A 15,120-nucleotide genomic window follows, 5' to 3' on the forward strand; every position below is an offset into this window, starting at 1 on the left:
AAGTGTTTATCGGGCGGTTTCGCCGGTTGTGGGAGAAGTTATGCAAGGCAATTACGGTTCTGAACACACGCCACTGAGCGAATTGCTGACGGTGGTGCTCATCACCCATAACCGTCCGGCCTTTTTGCGTCGGGCGCTGAAGTACTACAGCACCCTGCCTTGCAAAGTCCTGGTCTTGGACTCTTCTCCCGAGCATCCGGAGGGGGACTTTTCTTCGGTCGACTATCAGCACCTGCCGCAATTTGCTTACTGGGGCATGCAAGCCAAACTGACCTACGGCGTTAAGCAACTGACGACGCCTTACATGGTGTTCGCGGCTGACGACGATTTTATCTTGCATGAGTCATTGGCCGAGTCGGTCAACTTCCTTGAAGCAAACCGTGATTATGGTTTGTGTCACGGCTACTGCCTGATGTACCTGGCGCTTGCCGGAAGTGTCAGCTACTACCGACGCGACAAGAAAATCTGTGAGGACTACTCATCCGAGCGTGCCGAAGAGCGCGTTCTCGATTTCATGCATCAGTACGTGCCGCCATTTTATGGTGTGTGCCGCACCTCGATCATTCAGGACTGGTACGCAGCGTTGCCTGCCGGTACTAGCTTTGAGTGGCAGGAAATCGGCCATAGTTACTATTTGCTGGCTAACGCCAAGGCGCGCGTTCTGCCGATCCCTTATGTTGTTCGCGAGATCAACATCGGCTTCTCTGATCACAACACTGAGGTGTATCACGCGCTGACGTTCGCCGATGCCAAGTCCGTGGCTGAGCGTGAAGCATTTGCCGGGTTTTTGGCATCGCTGCCGACAGGCATCACCCATCTTGACCAGCATCAACGCAAGGCATTTGCCCTCAAAAGCTTCGAGGCCATGACTGATAGCCTCAAGTCCGGTCGTGCGTTGACAGCCGAGCTGGTTTTTCAATCAGTCTGGAATCAACTGCTCAAAGAACCGGAGCGAAAGTTCGGCCCCAAACAATACGTCGAGATGCCTTTTTACAATCAGCGTTTTTTTGATCTGCTGACCCAGTTCGAATTTTTGCTTCACGCAATGCCGGCCGGTCGCGTTCAGCTCGAACAATTGGAAGGCGTCTGGACTCGGCAAGAGCACCTGCTGCGTGCGCGCAATAACGATACGGCTGAAAGTGTGATTGACCGATTGTGGCAAGCTCACGACAGCAACGCATTTAACCGTTCCGTTATCAAGCGTCTGACGGAGCAATTGGACGCCACTGGCGATGAAGCGCAAGCGCAGGCCATGCGCGAATGGAGCGCTCGCCTGGACAATGCGTCGAACGCCGATCATTACCCGGCATTCAGCAACATGCGTTCGGGGCGCCTGCTCAAATGGCTGGACGCTCGCGAGCCTGACGCCGAACAAGCGGCAAAGATTGCCGGTCATCTGGCCGAGAACAACGGTGGCCCACAATTCGGCATCTTCCTGCTGGATCTGGACAACAACGTCGACAAGCTGCAAACCACACTCGACAGCCTCGTCGAAGGCCACTGCAAATCCTTCAAAATAGTGGTGTTCACGACCGGCGAACCGCTTGCCTCCACCACTGCGCAAAATACCTTGCATTTTGTTCGGGTTTCGCCGGGCAATTTCGTAGACAAGTTGAACCAGAGCGCCAGCCAGTCGCCATGTGACTGGCTGATGCTGGCACAGGTGGGGGATGAGTTCACCGCGAGCGGTTTGTTGCGCGCCAGCCTGGAACTGATGTCCGCTGCTGATGTGCGTGCCGTTTCCACCGATGAAATTCAGCGCACCGAAACCGGCGCACTGGTTGATGTGTACCGTCCTGGTTTCAACCTGGATCTGTTGCAGAGCCATCCATCGCTCATGGCTCGCCACTGGTTGATTCGTCGCGACATTCTGCTTGAGGTCGGTGGATATCAGGCGGATTTCAGCAAAGCGCTGGAATTCGATTTGCTCTTGCGCATCATTGAGCAGGGCGGTCTTGGCGGTCTAGCACATCTCGACGAGCCCCTGTTGATTTGCCAGGCGCCGCTGCTTGAAGAAAACGCTCACGAACGTCAGGCGTTGCTCCGTCATTTGAGTAATCGCGGCTACAAGGCCAAGGTCGCCTCGGCGTCGCCGGGCACATGGCAGATCGACTATCGCCACTGCGAACAGCCACTGGTTTCGATCATTGTGCCGGCCATTGATGATCTGTCCTTGTTACGGCGCTGCGTGGAAAGTGTTTTGCTCAGAACCCGTTACAGCCGTTATGAAGTACTGATCGCGGCAAACCCGAATCACTCGGCGGCGGTCAACGACTGGCTGGGTACTTTGCGCAATGCCAAAGTGAATGTGCTGCGAGCCGATCAGCCGCTCGGCGAGGTGGCGTTGTACAACGCTGCCAGCGGGCAGGCGCAGGGCGAGTATCTGGTGCTGTTGGCCGCTGACAGTGAAATCGTCAATCCGAACTGGGTTGAGTCACTGCTCAACCACGCCCAGCGTCCTGAAGTCGGTATCGTCGGCGCCAAGCTGGTCGACCGCAGCGGCAAAATTTCCCACGCCGGTTTGATTTTGGGTCTGAATGGGGGCGTGGGTTCACCCTTCGTAGGCGAAAAGCATGCTGCTGAAGGCTACATGCATCGTTTGGCCGTCGAGCAAAATTACTCCGCCGTGTCGAAGGCTTGCCTGATGGTGCGCAAAGAACTGTTCAACGCGGTTGGCGGCCTGGACGAAGTGACCTTCGCCGACGGTTATGCCGATGTCGATCTGTGCCTCAAGGCCGGTCAGGCCGGTTACCTCATCGTGTGGACGCCGCTGGTGCAAGTGCTGCATAACGGCGAACTGCCGCAGGCGCCAGAAGCACTGCAAGCCCTGCGTGAGAAATGGAGCAACGCCTTCGCGCAGGATCCGGCTTACAACGCCAACCTGGCCCTGAGCGGCAAAGGTTTTACCTTGGGCGACAAGGCCTCGATCAACTGGGCGCAGTTGCTCGCTTAAGCTCGCCGGACAGGAATCAGCACATGTTCAACGGTAAATCGATTTTCATCTCTGGCGGCACCGGTTCGTTCGGGCGCAAATTCATCGCCCGCCTGCTTGAGCAATACCAGCCCAAGCGCGTGGTGGTGTTCTCCCGCGACGAACTCAAGCAGTACGAGATGCAGCAGACGTTCAACGCGCCGTGCATGCGTTATTTCATCGGTGACGTGCGCGACGCTGACCGTCTGCGTCAGGCCATGCGTGGCATCGATTACGTGGTGCATGCGGCAGCGCTCAAGCAAGTGCCGGCGGCGGAATACAACCCGACCGAGTGCATTCGCACCAACGTCAATGGCGCGGAAAATATCATCGCCGCCGCCATCGATAACGGCGTGAAGAAAGTCGTCGCGCTGTCCACCGACAAAGCGGCCAGCCCGATCAATCTGTACGGCGCGACCAAGTTGCTCTCGGACAAATTGTTCGTCGCCGCCAACAACATTGCCGGCGAGCAGGAAACCCGTTTTGCCGTGGTGCGCTACGGCAACGTCGCCGGTTCGCGCGGTTCCGTTGTGCCGTTTTTCAGCAAGTTGATTGCTGACGGCGCGACTGAGTTGCCGATCACCGACGAGCGCATGACGCGCTTCTGGATCACCCTCGACCACGGCGTGCAGTTCGTGCTCGACAGCTTCGCGCGGATGCATGGCGGCGAAGTGTTTGTGCCGAAGATTCCGTCGATCCGCATCGTCGATCTGGCGTTGGGCATGGCCGAGCATCTGCCGCATAAAAACGTCGGCATTCGTCCGGGCGAAAAACTCCATGAGCTGATGGTGCCGCTGGACGATGCGCGGATGACCCTGGAATTTGCCGATCACTACACGATTCAGCCGTCGATTCGCTTCACCAGTGTCGACGTCGATTTCGCTGTCGACAAACTCGGTGAGCAGGGCCGGGCGGTCGGTGAGGATTTCGAATACCGCTCCGACACCAATCCGCACTTCCTGTCGGTCGGGCAGATCGCCGACCTGCACGCGAAGCTGTCGGCATGATTCCGTACGGTCGGCAGAGTCTTGATCAGGCGGACATCGATGCGGTGGTCGAGGTGCTGCAGTCCGACTGGCTGACCCAGGGCCCGACCATCGCGCGTTTCGAGCAAGCGATGGCCGAGCGTTGCCAGGCCGATTTCGCCGTGGCGGTGTGCAATGCCACGGCGGCGCTGCACATTGCCTGTCTGGCCGCAGGACTGGGGCCGGGCGATCGTTTGTGGACGACGCCGAACACCTTTCTCGCTTCGGCCAACTGCGGACGTTATTGCGGCGCCGACGTCGATTTTGTCGACATCGATCCGCTGACCTGGAACCTCGATGCCTTCGCGCTCGAAGCAAAACTCGATCAGGCCGAACGCGACGGAACGTTGCCGAAAGTGCTGGTGGCGGTGGCGTTTTCCGGGCAGAGCTGCGACATGCGCCGCATTGCCGAACTGGCCGAGCGCTACAACTTCAATGTGATCGAAGATGCCTCGCACGCGGTGGGGGCGTCATACGCCGGGCGCCCGGTCGGGTGCGGTGAATTCGCCGCGATGACCGTGTTCAGTTTTCACCCGGTAAAGATCATCACCAGCGCCGAGGGCGGCATGGTACTGACCAATCGTCCGGCGCTGGCCGAACGCTTGCAGCGCCTGCGCAGCCACGGCATGACTCGCGATCCGCAGCAGATGAGCGAAGCCAGTCACGGCCCGTGGTACTACGAGCAGATCGAGCTCGGTTTCAATTACCGCATCACCGATCTGCAAGCCGCGCTGGGCCTGTCGCAACTGGCGAAGCTGGACGGGTTTATCGCCCGCCGTCGTGAGTTGGCCGCCCGCTATGATCGCTTGCTGGCGTATTTGCCACTGACCTTGCCAAGCCCTCAGCCAGAGGCTGAATCGGCGTGGCACCTGTACGTGGTGCGCGTGCAGACCGAGCGCGTCAATCTCAGTCACCGGCAAATCTTCGAAGGGTTGCGCGCGGCCGGGGTCGGGGTGAATCTGCACTATATTCCGCTGCACTTGCAGCCTTACTATCGCGACCTGGGTTTTGCCGAGGGTGACTTTCCCGAGGCCGAACGTTATTACGCGCAAGCAATCAGTCTGCCGCTGTATCCGCTGCTGACTGACGCACAACAGGACTATGTGGTCGAGCAACTGCGACGGCTGCTTCTTGAGGAGTAAACCCACGTGAGCTGCGTTGCGATCATCCCCGCCCGTGGTGGCAGCAAGCGCATCCCGCGCAAGAACCTGAAACCGTTCGACGGTGTGCCGATGATCGTTCGCTCGATCCGCACGGCGCTGGATTCGGGATTGTTCGAGCGGGTCGTGGTCAGCACCGACGACGCCGAGATTGCCGACGTGGCGCGGGCTCACGGTGCTGATGTGCCGTTCATGCGCCCGGCGGAACTGGCCGATGATTTTGCCGGTACTGCGCCGGTGATCGTGCATGCGTTGCAGCAACTGTCGGATTTCGAATACGCCTGCTGTGTTTATGCCACGGCGCCGTTGTTGCACGTGCGCTATTTGCGTCAGGGGCTTGAGTTGCTTGAGCAGCACCCGGACAAATCCTTTGCGTTCTCCGTGTGCAGTTTTGGCTTTCCGGTGCAGCGTGCATTGGCGCTGGACGGGCAGGGCGCTTTACAAGCTTTGTACCCGGAGTTTCGCAACACTCGCTCGCAGGATCTGCCTGAGGCCTATCAGGATGCCGGGCAGTTTTATTGGGGCCGCAGCGATGCCTGGTTACGCGGTGAAGTGATCTATTCGCCGGCCAGTCTGCCGGTGATTCTGCCCCGGCATCTGGTGCAGGACATCGACACGCTGGACGACTGGAAACGTGCCGAATACCTGTATGCCGCGCTGAAGGCTGGCGGAGAATTATCGTGAGAGTGCTGATCCGTGCCGATGCCTCGCCGACCATCGGCAGCGGCCACATTGCCCGTTGCCTGACGCTGGCGCGGGTGCTGCGCGGGCAGGGCAGCCACGTCGCGTTTGCCTGCCGGCGCTTGCCGGGGCATCGGCTCGATGCGCTGAGCGCCGAGGGTTTCGAGACCTTCGCGCTGCCTGAACGCTATCCCAATGAAGACCCGCAGCAAGCCATCGAAGCGATGTTGCCGTGGCAGGCCGACATCGACGCGCTGGCGCAGCTGCTGGTTGGCCACGCCGCGTTCGACTGGATCATCGCCGACCATTACGGTCTTGATCATCACTGGCAAACCGCTGCCCGGCGCTGGGCGCCACGCATTGCCGCGGTCGATGATCTGGCCACGCGGCGCTACAGCGTCGACCTGTTGCTCAATCAGAATTTGTCCGGCCTCAGCGAAAATTATCAGCCGCTGCTGCCTGCCAATTGCCGCACGTTGCTCGGCCCGCGCTATGCGATGTTGCGCGAGGAATTCAATGCCCCGGCCATCGAGATCAAGCCGCAGGCGCAGCGACTGCTGGTGAATTTTGGCGGTTTCGATGCCGCTCGCCAGACCCATCACGCGATGTTTGCGCTGGCCGATTTTGCCGAGCTTGAAGTGGATTTTGTCGCCGGCGCCGACAACCCGGCGTGGGCGCAAATGCAGGCGCTGGCCGAGACGCGGCCGCACTGGCGGCTGCACAGTTTTGTCAGCGATTTTCATCAGCGCATGCTTGCAGCCGATTTGTTTATTGGCGCTGGTGGCGGCACCAGTTGGGAGCGCGCGGCGCTCGGTTTGCCGACGATTTGCATTGCGGTGTCGAACAATCAGCAAGTCAACGGCGAAGTCATGGCGGCAGCCGGTGCGCATGTGTTCATGGGCGCCCGTGAGCAGGTCAGTGTCGAGCAGTTGCGCGATGCGATCGGTTTCGTCGTTGGCAACTTTTATCTGCGGCAAAGTCTGGCCCAGCGCTCGCGGCAACTGGTCGACGGTCGTGGTGCGTTGCGCGTAGCGGCAGCGCTGGCTGGCGCGGTGCTGAAACTGCGCCCGGCGACGCTGGACGATGCGCAGTTGTTGTTCGACGGGCGCAATGCCGAGGCGGTGCGACGCTGGTCGCAGAAAACCGATGTGATCGACCGCGAGCAGCATCAACACTGGTTGAGCGCGAGCCTGCGCAATCCGCAGCGGCTGCTGTTGATTGCCGAAGGCGATGACGGCCCGGTCGGCGTGTTGCGTTATGACTTGCGTGGGTTTGACGCCGAAGTTTCGCTGTATCTGTTTGAACAGCGTCTGGGCCTCGGTTGGGGCAGGGCGCTGCTCGCTCGCGGTGAGGCATTCGTCACGGCGCACTGGCCGCAACTGACTGCCATCACCGCGCAGGTTTCGCCTGCCAATCGCCCGTCATTGAATGTCTTTCGTGACGCCGGGTATCTGCAAAGTGCCTGTGCGTTCACCCGTGTCTTGAAGGAACACCCGCATGCCTGATTTCAAGATTGGCGATCGCCTGATCGGTGCCGACGCGCCGCCGTTCATCATCGCCGAGATGAGCGGCAACCATAACCAGTCGCTGGACGTGGCCCTGCAAATCGTCGAAGCGGCGGCGAAGGCTGGCGCGCATGCCTTGAAGCTGCAAACCTACACTGCCGAGACTATGACGCTGGATATCGCCGAGGGTGAGTTTTTCATCAAGGATCCGGGCAGCCTCTGGGCCGGCACGTCTTTGTATGACCTGTATGAGAAGGCGCATACGCCATGGGAATGGCACGCGCCGATTTTCGCCCGGGCGAAAGAGTTGGGCATGCTCGCGTTCTCGACACCGTTCGACGACAGCGCCGTGGATTTTCTCGAAAGCCTCGACGTACCGGCCTACAAGATCGCCAGTTTCGAGAACACCGATTTGCCGCTGATCCGTCGCGTTGCGGCCACCGGCAAACCGCTGATCATCTCCACCGGCATGGCGAGCATCGCCGAACTCGATGAAACCGTGCGCGCCGCGCGGCAGGCGGGGTGCAAGGATCTGGTGCTGCTCAAATGCACCAGCACCTACCCGGCGACACCGGCAAACAGCCACGTGCGCACGATTCCACATCTGCGTGAACTGTTCGGCTGTGAAGTGGGGCTGTCTGATCATTCGATGGGCGTTGGCGTGTCGGTGGCGGCGGTGGCGCTGGGCGCGACGGTGGTGGAAAAACATTTCACCCTCGACCGCGCGGCCGGTGGCGTCGACGCCAGTTTCTCGCTGGAGCCGGCGGAAATGGCCAGTCTGGTGGTGGAAACCGAACGCGCCTGGCAGGCGCTGGGTCAGGTGCATTACGGCGTGACCGAGGCCGAGCGCAAGTCGGTGGTTTATCGCCGTTCGCTGTACGTCACCGCTGATATGGCCGCTGGTGAGCCTTTCAGCGCTGCCAATCTGCGCGCCATTCGTCCGGGTCTCGGGCTGCCGCCCAAGCACACCGACGCCGTTCTCGGCCGCTGCGCGCGCACGCCGATCAAGCGCGGTACGCCGCTGGACTGGTCGCTGATCGAATAGACCGATCTGCAATCGATTCGGCATTTATCGTGACTTGCGAGTCATAACGCGCATCTTCACTGTATTGTATTAATCGGTGAGATGGCGCCTGACCCGTTATCGGTGGCAGTGATAGCCCTTTGCGCTCCCCGTGGCTGCCCGTTGTGGCGGCCGTTTTCTGTTTGTCAGCGCCCCTCGAAATCCTTGCGAGCGGTGGTCTTGGGCTGTTTTTTATTGGGAAGCCGTAATGATTGGCATAAAAAGCATTGCGAGCTACGTTCCTGTAGCCGGCGTGGACAATTACGCACAAGGTGCAAAATTCGAAAAGGATGAAGAATTCATCCTTGGCAAAATCGGTTCGGCGTTTCTGCCGCGCAAAGACGCTGATCAAGAAACTTCCGATCTGTGCGTGGAAGCAGCCAATGCGCTGTTTGCCAGCAACCCTGAACTGAAGCGTGAATCGATCGACGCGTTGATCGTCGTCACCCAGAACGGTGACGAAGAAGGCCTGCCGCACACTGCCGCGATCGTCCAGGACAAACTCGGTCTGCCGACTAACGTCGCAGCGTTCGATATTTCCCTGGGCTGCTCCGGTTACGTCTACGGCATCTACGCGATCAAGGGCTTTATGGAAGCCGCCGGCCTGAAGAACGGTCTGCTGATCACCGCTGATCCGTATTCGAAAATCGTCGACCCGGAAGACCGCAACACCACCATGCTGTTTGGCGATGCCGCCACCGCCACGTGGATGGGCGAAGATCCGACCTGGGCGCTGGGCAAGGCCAAGTTCGGCACCGACGGTTCCGGTGCGCCGCACTTGAAAGTCACCGATGGCGTGTTCTTCATGAACGGTCGTCAGGTATTCAACTTTGCGTTGCTGAAAGTCCCGGCGCACTTGCACGAATTGCTCGACGATTCTGGCCTCAAGGCTGATGACATCGACGCGTTCTGCATTCACCAAGGCAGTGCGGCGATCGTTGATGCCGTGGCGCGACGCTTCGAAGGCGAGCCGGAGAAGTTCATCAAGGACATGGTCGAGACCGGCAACACCGTGTCGTCGAGCATTCCGCTGCTGCTGGAAAAACACGTGATCGATTCCGACTGGCAGCGCATTGCGCTCAGCGGTTTCGGTGTGGGTCTGTCGTGGGGTTCGGCGATTATTTATCGTCCTTGAGCCACACAACGGCCGATACAAAAATAGCGCTCAAGGGTTAACCTTGAGCGCTATTTTTTTGCCTGAAACGGAGTGCGAGGCGTCATGAGCGAGTTTTTCCAGGCCAATGCCGAAGTCCTGCAACGACGCTGGCCGGCGCTGTTCGAGCGCTTGATGGCTGAGGACAGTTCGGCCATCGAGGTTGAGCTGACGCAAGGGCTGGGCTCGACACTGAGCGTCAACGGCATTCAGCTCACCAGCCGCCATGACCGCACGCATGAGGCGCGGATTCAGGCCGCCAGTCTTCCGGACAAAGCGCAACTGCACGTCTACGGCACCAGCCTCGGCGATCTGCCGGGCGTGTTGCTGGAGCGCTCAAACCTTGATCGCTTGTACGTGCACATCCTCAATGGCGCGTTGTTTGCGCTGGTGCTGCAACTGATTGATCAACGGCAGTGGCTGGAAGATCCGCGCGTGGAGCTGTTTTACGCCGGCGATCTTTCCGATATCTGCACGCCGTTTTTTGCCCTGCCGGCCGAGATGCTGCTGGCGGATGACTTCAACGCGAAGATCCGTGATCGGCTGGTCAATGAAGTTCATCTGACTTTCAACAACCGCGAATTCGACGTGCAGTCGCCGATTATTCAACAGCGGTTGCAGGATTGTTTGCCGGTACTGCTGGGCGATGAGGATGTGGCGCAATTGTTCGGCACCTGCGCCGGCCGCGAGGTGTTTGTGATCGGTACTGGCCCGACGCTGGAGAGCCATTTCGAACGGTTGGCGGCGATTAGTCAGCAGGCTGATCGTCCATTGTTTATCGCCGTGGATACCGCTTATCGGCCGTTGCGCGAACACGGGATCGTCCCGGACATGGTGGTGAGCATCGATCAACGTATCGGTTTTCGGCATCTACCATTCGAGGAATCGGACGGGATTACTTTGGTGTACCTGCCGATGAGTGATCCCGATGTACTGACGGCCTGGAAGGGCAAGCGCTACGGTGGTTATTCGGCAAGTCCGGTGTACGCCGGTTTGCGCGAGCAACATCCGCGCGCGCTGCTGCATGTCGGTGGCAGTGTGATTCATCCCGCCGTCGATCTGGCGGTGAAGATGGGCGCCGCGCGCATCACGCTGTTCGGCGCTGACTTTGCGTTTCCCAATAACAAAACCCACGCCGGCTGGAACGACGGCGATCTGGGGCCGGGCGTGAGTCAGTCACGGCACTGGGTGCTGGACGGGAATGGCCAGCGCGTCGCCACGCAGCTCAACTTTCGCGGTTATCTATGTGTGCTGGAACGCTACATCGCCGCCCATCCGCACGTGCAGTTCTATAACAGCAGCCGTGCGGGCGCCTTTATTGCCGGCACGCAGTTCGACCCGGAGTTCGTGCAATGACCGCTATCGATAAATGCATGGACGAGTGCCGTCAGTGCGCCGGATTGTTTCGGCTGGGCCGTGATGTCGAGGCCGCGCTGGTCATGGTTGACGTGTTCGAAGGCGCGCAGCAGGCGCTCATGTCGGCATCGACCGATGTCCAGCAAGCCTGGGCGACCTTGCTGACGCAAATCCTTGAATGCCAAGAGCGTCAGGACTGGTTGGGCCTCGCCGATTTCATGGAGTACGAACTGATCGAATTGCTGCAAAGCACGCAGCGCTGAAGGCGACCAACGGCGCTGGCCCGCTGCTTTGCGCCGCAGTCGATTTTATGACGTCATTTTTTCGTGGATGGGGCGCGGCTAAGCCCTTGTTTTCTCGGGGGTGGCAGGGTGATGGCAAATTTTTTTCAAAAAGCCCTCAAGCAACCTGCAAACCCGACGATAACTATTACGAAGGTTCTCTAGGCCATACCCGGCGGTTGCCAGGGCCGGAAGCCGCAGTACCCAACCAACGAGGAATTCGTCATGGCTTTAACAGTAAACACCAACACCACATCGTTGAACGTTCAGAAAAACCTGAACCGCGCTTCCGACGCTCTGTCGACTTCGATGCAACGTCTGTCTTCCGGCCTGAAAATCAACAGCGCTAAAGATGACGCCGCTGGCCTGCAGATCTCCAACCGTATGGCTTCGCAAATCCGTGGTGGCAACCAGGCTATCCAGAACGCCAACGACGGTATCTCGGTAGCTCAGGCTGCTGAAGGTGGCCTGCAAGCAACTACCGACATCCTGCAGCGTATGCGTGAACTGGCTGTTAAAGCACGTAACGGTACCAACGGCACTGCTGACCAGACCGCTACCAACTCCGAATTCGCTCAGATGTCCGACGAGATCACCCGTATCTCGGCTTCGACCAACCTGAACGGCAAAAACCTGCTGGACGGTACCGCTGGTACTGTGACCCTGCAAGTTGGCGCAAACACCGGTTCGGCTAACCACATCGACCTGGTACTGAGCTCTGCATTCGACGCCGTCAGCCTGTCGGTTGGTAGCGCTACTCTGGCTCTGACCGGTGCTGACGCTGCTACCGCTGCTACCAACATCGACAGCGCGATCACCGCGATCGACGCCGCTATCGCTTCGATCGGTGCACAACGTGCCAGCTTGGGTGCTTCGCAAAACCGTCTGACCAGCACCATCTCCAACCTGCAAAACATCGTTGAGAACACCACTGCTGCACAGGGTCGTGTACAAGACACCGACTTCGCCGCAGAAACTGCTAACCTGACCAAGCAGCAAACTCTGCAGCAGGCTTCGACCTCCGTTCTGGCTCAAGCCAACCAACTGCCTTCCGCTGTACTGAAGCTGCTTCAGTAATTTCGGATTGAGTTTAGGCGGGGGAGTGCGCTTGTCGTGCTCTCTCGCTTTTTTACGTTAGAAGGTGATGAGCATGGACATGAGCGTAAAGCTTAGCGTGTCTTATCCGGCTCCCAAGCCACCAGCTCCTGTGGCCGACAAGCCGTCCGAGACGCCAAAAGTTGCCAAGGTTGACGCTCCTGTCGCTGATAAAAGTCAGGATACGGACGATGCCAAATTGAAGTTGGCCGTGCAGGAAATCGAGAAGTTTGTACAGTCGATCAAGCGCAATCTGGAATTCTCGATTGATGAGCATTCCGGAAAAGTCATCGTCAAAGTGATCGCAAGCGAGACGGGTGAAGTCGTTCGACAGATTCCCTCCGCAGAAGCTCTAAAGCTTGCAGACAGTCTCGCCAACGCCAGCCACGTGTTGTTCGACGCCAAAGTCTGAGAGCTGGCATGAATAGTGTTTGTTCGTTCCCAAGACGCCGGTAGCGGTCAAAAGAATGGCAACAACCTGAAGGGAGATGCACATGGCAAGTCCAATTTTACCGGGTTCCGGACTGGGTTCCGGCCTGGACATCGGTGCGATCGTCACGGCACTGGTCAACTCCGACAAGTCGGCCAAACAGACGCAGATCGATACTCAGACGAAATCCAACTCGCTGAAGATCTCCGGTGTCGGCTCGCTGAAAAGTGCGCTGGCCGCGTTCCAGAAATCGATGACGGATCTGGGCAAGGCGACGAGCCCTGCATTTGCCGGTTTCTCTGCCACATCGGATACCCCCGCAATTCTGGGGGCCACCTCCGACAGCACAGCTGTGCCTGGCAACTACAGCGTTGTCGTAAAGAACCTGGCCACCGGCTCGAAAATCGCCAGTGCCGCGTTCGCTGGCGGCGCTACCAGTGCCATTCCGAGTGGTACTCTGAAAATCAGTCAGAATGGCATTGATTACAATGTTCCGATTCCGGCCAATGCGACCTTGCAAAGCACGCGAGACGCGATCAACACCGCGCAAGCCAGCAACGGTATCTCCGCCAACATCGTGACCGACAGTACCGGTGCCTCGCGCCTGGTGATCAACTCGAGCAAGACCGGCACAGGCATGGATCTGACGGTCAGCGGTATTGCCGGGCTGGAAATCGACGGTACCCAGAAAATGGGTGATAACCCGGCCGCAGGCGCTTCCGGCGCTGTGGGTGAGTTGGCCGGCGACGCCGCCATCACCATTGACGGGTTGCTCGTTACCAGCAAAAGCAACACGGTCAGCGGGACAATCAGCGGCCTGACACTGAACCTCGTTGCCGCGAGCCCTAAAGACGCCGGTGGGAACCAGACTGCGGCGAACGTCACCGTCGCAACCAACACTGCAGGCATCCAGACGTCGCTGCAGACGTTCATGGACTCCTACAACACCCTCAAGCGCACCATCGACACCCTGTCCAATGCGACAGCGGATGAGGATGGCAACCTGACGGTGTCGGCTGCCTTTACCGGGGACTCGCTGCCACGCTCGCTGATGTCCGATATCCGTTCGCAACTGACCCAGTCCTCGGCGGGAACCGGCCAGTTGGCCGTTCTGTCGCAGATGGGTGTGCTGACCGACAAGGAAACCGGTGAGTTGACGCTTGATACCAAAGTATTCAACGACCGTATGGCTATCCCGGGTATGGCCGGCCAGGTTCAGCAGCTGTTTTCCGGTACCACCTCGACCAATGGTCTGCTAGCCCGCATGGGCAGTGCCGTCGATCCATATGTCAAATCAGGTACGGGCCTGCTTGATCAGCGCAGCAGCAATCTGACCAATGCCGCTGCCAGTCTGAAAAAACAGCAGGCTGCATTAGATATTCACGTTGCCAGCCTGACGGCGACCTTGACCGCCAAGTACAACGCCATGGACTTGTTGGTTGGGCAAATGAAAGCGACGGCGAGCAACATCACCTCGTTCTTTGCTTCGCTGGACGCCCAGAAGTCCGCCAGCTAGTCATGAACTGACGACAAAAACCCGGCTACGCTTTATCGGCGTGCGCCGGGTTTTTGTCTTTTCATCTAAAGTTTTGAGATTCGTAGGCGATACACTGGTTATACGAGTCATTGTGGCAATGAGGTAGAACATGAACCCGATGTTAGCCCTTCGGCAGTACCAGAAAGTAGGCGCGCACGCCCAGACCTCCGAGGCGAGTCCCCACCGTTTGGTGCAAATGTTGATGGAAGGTGGTCTGGAGCGTATTGCTCAGGCCAAAGGCGCTATCGAACGCAAAGACATCCCGGCCAAGGGCACGGCAATCGGCAAGGCCATTGGCATTGTTGGTGGTTTGTGCGAAGGCCTGGATCTGGAAAACAGCGCCGATTCAGTCGCTGAGCTCAACCAGCTCTACATCTACATGATGAAGCGTCTGGCCGAAGCCAATATCAGCAGCGACCCACGGATTCTCGATGAAGTGGCCGGCCTGTTGCGTACCGTGAAGGAAGGCTGGGACGGCATTGCTCCGCCAGGTCCGCAGTTTTAAAGGAGATCACCATGAGTCCTGTTTTGCAGAGAATCGCAGATACCCGAGAGTCGCTGGTCAGTGCTCTGGCAGAGCGCAATTGGGAAGCTATTGGCGAGCTGGATCTGGCTTGCCGTTCCTGCATGGAGGACGTCATGGCTGAAGCTTCGCTGGATGAGGTCGCGTTGCGCGAGAACCTCGAAGAGCTGCTTCACGTCTACAAGGATCTGCTTGAAGTGGCCATGGGCGAACGCCAGGCGATAGTCGATGAGATGTCGCAGATCACCCAAGCGCGGAACGCGGCAAAGGTTTACCATCTGTTTGGTTAATTAACCTTCAGTTAATCCAGAGATGTGCGCCATAAATTTGACTGTGCACG

The 15,120-nt window shown here is 58.7% G+C and carries 14 protein-coding genes; all 14 read left to right on the forward strand.

All coding sequences use genetic code 11. The features are described 5' to 3' along the window. Nucleotides 1-40 precede the first annotated feature (40 nt). The 14 genes from AD669_RS07425 to AD669_RS07490 all read left to right on the forward strand — a co-directional run bounded on the left by AD669_RS07425 (nt 41) and on the right by AD669_RS07490 (nt 15,070). A complete protein-coding gene (locus AD669_RS07425) occupies nt 41-2,953 on the forward strand; it encodes a TIGR00180 family glycosyltransferase (RefSeq protein WP_053118322.1) in 2,913 nt (970 codons plus the stop codon). 23 nt (nt 2,954-2,976) lie between these two features. Further along, nucleotides 2,977-3,978, forward strand: a complete 1,002-nt coding sequence (pseB, locus tag AD669_RS07430) for a UDP-N-acetylglucosamine 4,6-dehydratase (inverting) (RefSeq protein WP_053118323.1) — start codon at nt 2,977-2,979, stop codon at nt 3,976-3,978. Then, complete coding sequence (gene pseC / locus AD669_RS07435) at nt 3,975-5,138, forward strand: UDP-4-amino-4,6-dideoxy-N-acetyl-beta-L-altrosamine transaminase (RefSeq protein WP_053118325.1); 1,164 nt, start codon at nt 3,975-3,977, stop codon at nt 5,136-5,138. The genes pseB and pseC overlap by 4 nt, the downstream gene beginning before the upstream one ends. A gap of 6 nt (nt 5,139-5,144) precedes the next feature. Beyond that, the gene (pseF, locus tag AD669_RS07440; protein WP_053118327.1) at nt 5,145-5,840 is read left to right on the forward strand and encodes a pseudaminic acid cytidylyltransferase; all 696 of its coding nucleotides are present in this window, start codon (nt 5,145-5,147) and stop codon (nt 5,838-5,840) included. Then, nucleotides 5,837-7,342, forward strand: a complete 1,506-nt coding sequence (gene pseG, locus AD669_RS07445) for a UDP-2,4-diacetamido-2,4,6-trideoxy-beta-L-altropyranose hydrolase (protein ID WP_053118333.1) — start codon at nt 5,837-5,839, stop codon at nt 7,340-7,342. Before pseF ends, pseG begins: the two co-directional genes overlap by 4 nt. Next, nucleotides 7,335-8,387: a pseudaminic acid synthase gene (pseI, locus tag AD669_RS07450; RefSeq protein WP_053118334.1), complete on the forward strand. Its 1,053-nt coding sequence runs from the start codon at nt 7,335-7,337 to the stop codon at nt 8,385-8,387. Before pseG ends, pseI begins: the two co-directional genes overlap by 8 nt. A 226-nt stretch (nt 8,388-8,613) precedes the next feature. Then, nucleotides 8,614-9,540 (forward strand): ketoacyl-ACP synthase III, encoded by a 927-nt coding sequence (locus tag AD669_RS07455; RefSeq protein WP_053118335.1) that lies wholly within the window; start codon nt 8,614-8,616, stop codon nt 9,538-9,540. Between the two features lie 84 nt (nt 9,541-9,624). After that, complete coding sequence (locus AD669_RS07460; RefSeq protein WP_053118336.1) at nt 9,625-10,914, forward strand: motility associated factor glycosyltransferase family protein; 1,290 nt, start codon at nt 9,625-9,627, stop codon at nt 10,912-10,914. Then, the gene (locus AD669_RS07465; RefSeq protein ID WP_053118338.1) at nt 10,911-11,177 is read left to right on the forward strand and encodes a hypothetical protein; all 267 of its coding nucleotides are present in this window, start codon (nt 10,911-10,913) and stop codon (nt 11,175-11,177) included. Before AD669_RS07460 ends, AD669_RS07465 begins: the two co-directional genes overlap by 4 nt. Before the next feature lie 243 nt (nt 11,178-11,420). After that, on the forward strand, nt 11,421-12,272 hold the full coding sequence (locus AD669_RS07470) for a flagellin domain-containing protein (protein WP_053118340.1): 852 nt from the start codon (nt 11,421-11,423) through the stop codon (nt 12,270-12,272). Nucleotides 12,273-12,345: 73 nt separating this feature from the next. Then, complete coding sequence (locus AD669_RS07475) at nt 12,346-12,702, forward strand: flagellar protein FlaG (protein WP_053118342.1); 357 nt, start codon at nt 12,346-12,348, stop codon at nt 12,700-12,702. A gap of 82 nt (nt 12,703-12,784) precedes the next feature. Continuing rightward, nucleotides 12,785-14,236: a flagellar filament capping protein FliD gene (fliD, locus tag AD669_RS07480; protein ID WP_053118344.1), complete on the forward strand. Its 1,452-nt coding sequence runs from the start codon at nt 12,785-12,787 to the stop codon at nt 14,234-14,236. Nucleotides 14,237-14,366: 130 nt separating this feature from the next. Next, entirely contained in the window at nt 14,367-14,762 is a 396-nt protein-coding gene (gene fliS / locus AD669_RS07485; RefSeq protein ID WP_053118346.1) for a flagellar export chaperone FliS, read from the forward strand. 11 nt (nt 14,763-14,773) lie between these two features. Next, complete coding sequence (locus tag AD669_RS07490) at nt 14,774-15,070, forward strand: hypothetical protein (protein WP_053118348.1); 297 nt, start codon at nt 14,774-14,776, stop codon at nt 15,068-15,070. Nucleotides 15,071-15,120: the final 50 nt, after the last annotated feature.

This window comes from Pseudomonas sp. P1.31 (assembly GCF_001269815.1).
Lineage (GTDB): Bacteria > Pseudomonadota > Gammaproteobacteria > Pseudomonadales > Pseudomonadaceae > Aquipseudomonas > Aquipseudomonas rustica.

Excerpts from the sequence above, each read along its gene's own strand:
- AD669_RS07425 (WP_053118322.1), top strand. The coding sequence starts at position 41 with ATGCAAGGCAATTACGGTTCTGAACACACGCCACTGAGCGAATTGCTG.
- pseB (WP_053118323.1), top strand. The coding sequence starts at position 2,977 with ATGTTCAACGGTAAATCGATTTTCATCTCTGGCGGCACCGGTTCGTTC.
- pseC (WP_053118325.1), top strand. The coding sequence starts at position 3,975 with ATGATTCCGTACGGTCGGCAGAGTCTTGATCAGGCGGACATCGATGCG.
- pseI (WP_053118334.1), top strand. The coding sequence starts at position 7,335 with ATGCCTGATTTCAAGATTGGCGATCGCCTGATCGGTGCCGACGCGCCG.
- AD669_RS07455 (WP_053118335.1), top strand. The coding sequence starts at position 8,614 with ATGATTGGCATAAAAAGCATTGCGAGCTACGTTCCTGTAGCCGGCGTG.
- AD669_RS07460 (WP_053118336.1), top strand. The coding sequence starts at position 9,625 with ATGAGCGAGTTTTTCCAGGCCAATGCCGAAGTCCTGCAACGACGCTGG.
- AD669_RS07465 (WP_053118338.1), top strand. The coding sequence starts at position 10,911 with ATGACCGCTATCGATAAATGCATGGACGAGTGCCGTCAGTGCGCCGGA.
- AD669_RS07470 (WP_053118340.1), top strand. The coding sequence starts at position 11,421 with ATGGCTTTAACAGTAAACACCAACACCACATCGTTGAACGTTCAGAAA.
- AD669_RS07475 (WP_053118342.1), top strand. The coding sequence starts at position 12,346 with ATGGACATGAGCGTAAAGCTTAGCGTGTCTTATCCGGCTCCCAAGCCA.
- fliD (WP_053118344.1), top strand. The coding sequence starts at position 12,785 with ATGGCAAGTCCAATTTTACCGGGTTCCGGACTGGGTTCCGGCCTGGAC.
- fliS (WP_053118346.1), top strand. The coding sequence starts at position 14,367 with ATGAACCCGATGTTAGCCCTTCGGCAGTACCAGAAAGTAGGCGCGCAC.
- AD669_RS07490 (WP_053118348.1), top strand. The coding sequence starts at position 14,774 with ATGAGTCCTGTTTTGCAGAGAATCGCAGATACCCGAGAGTCGCTGGTC.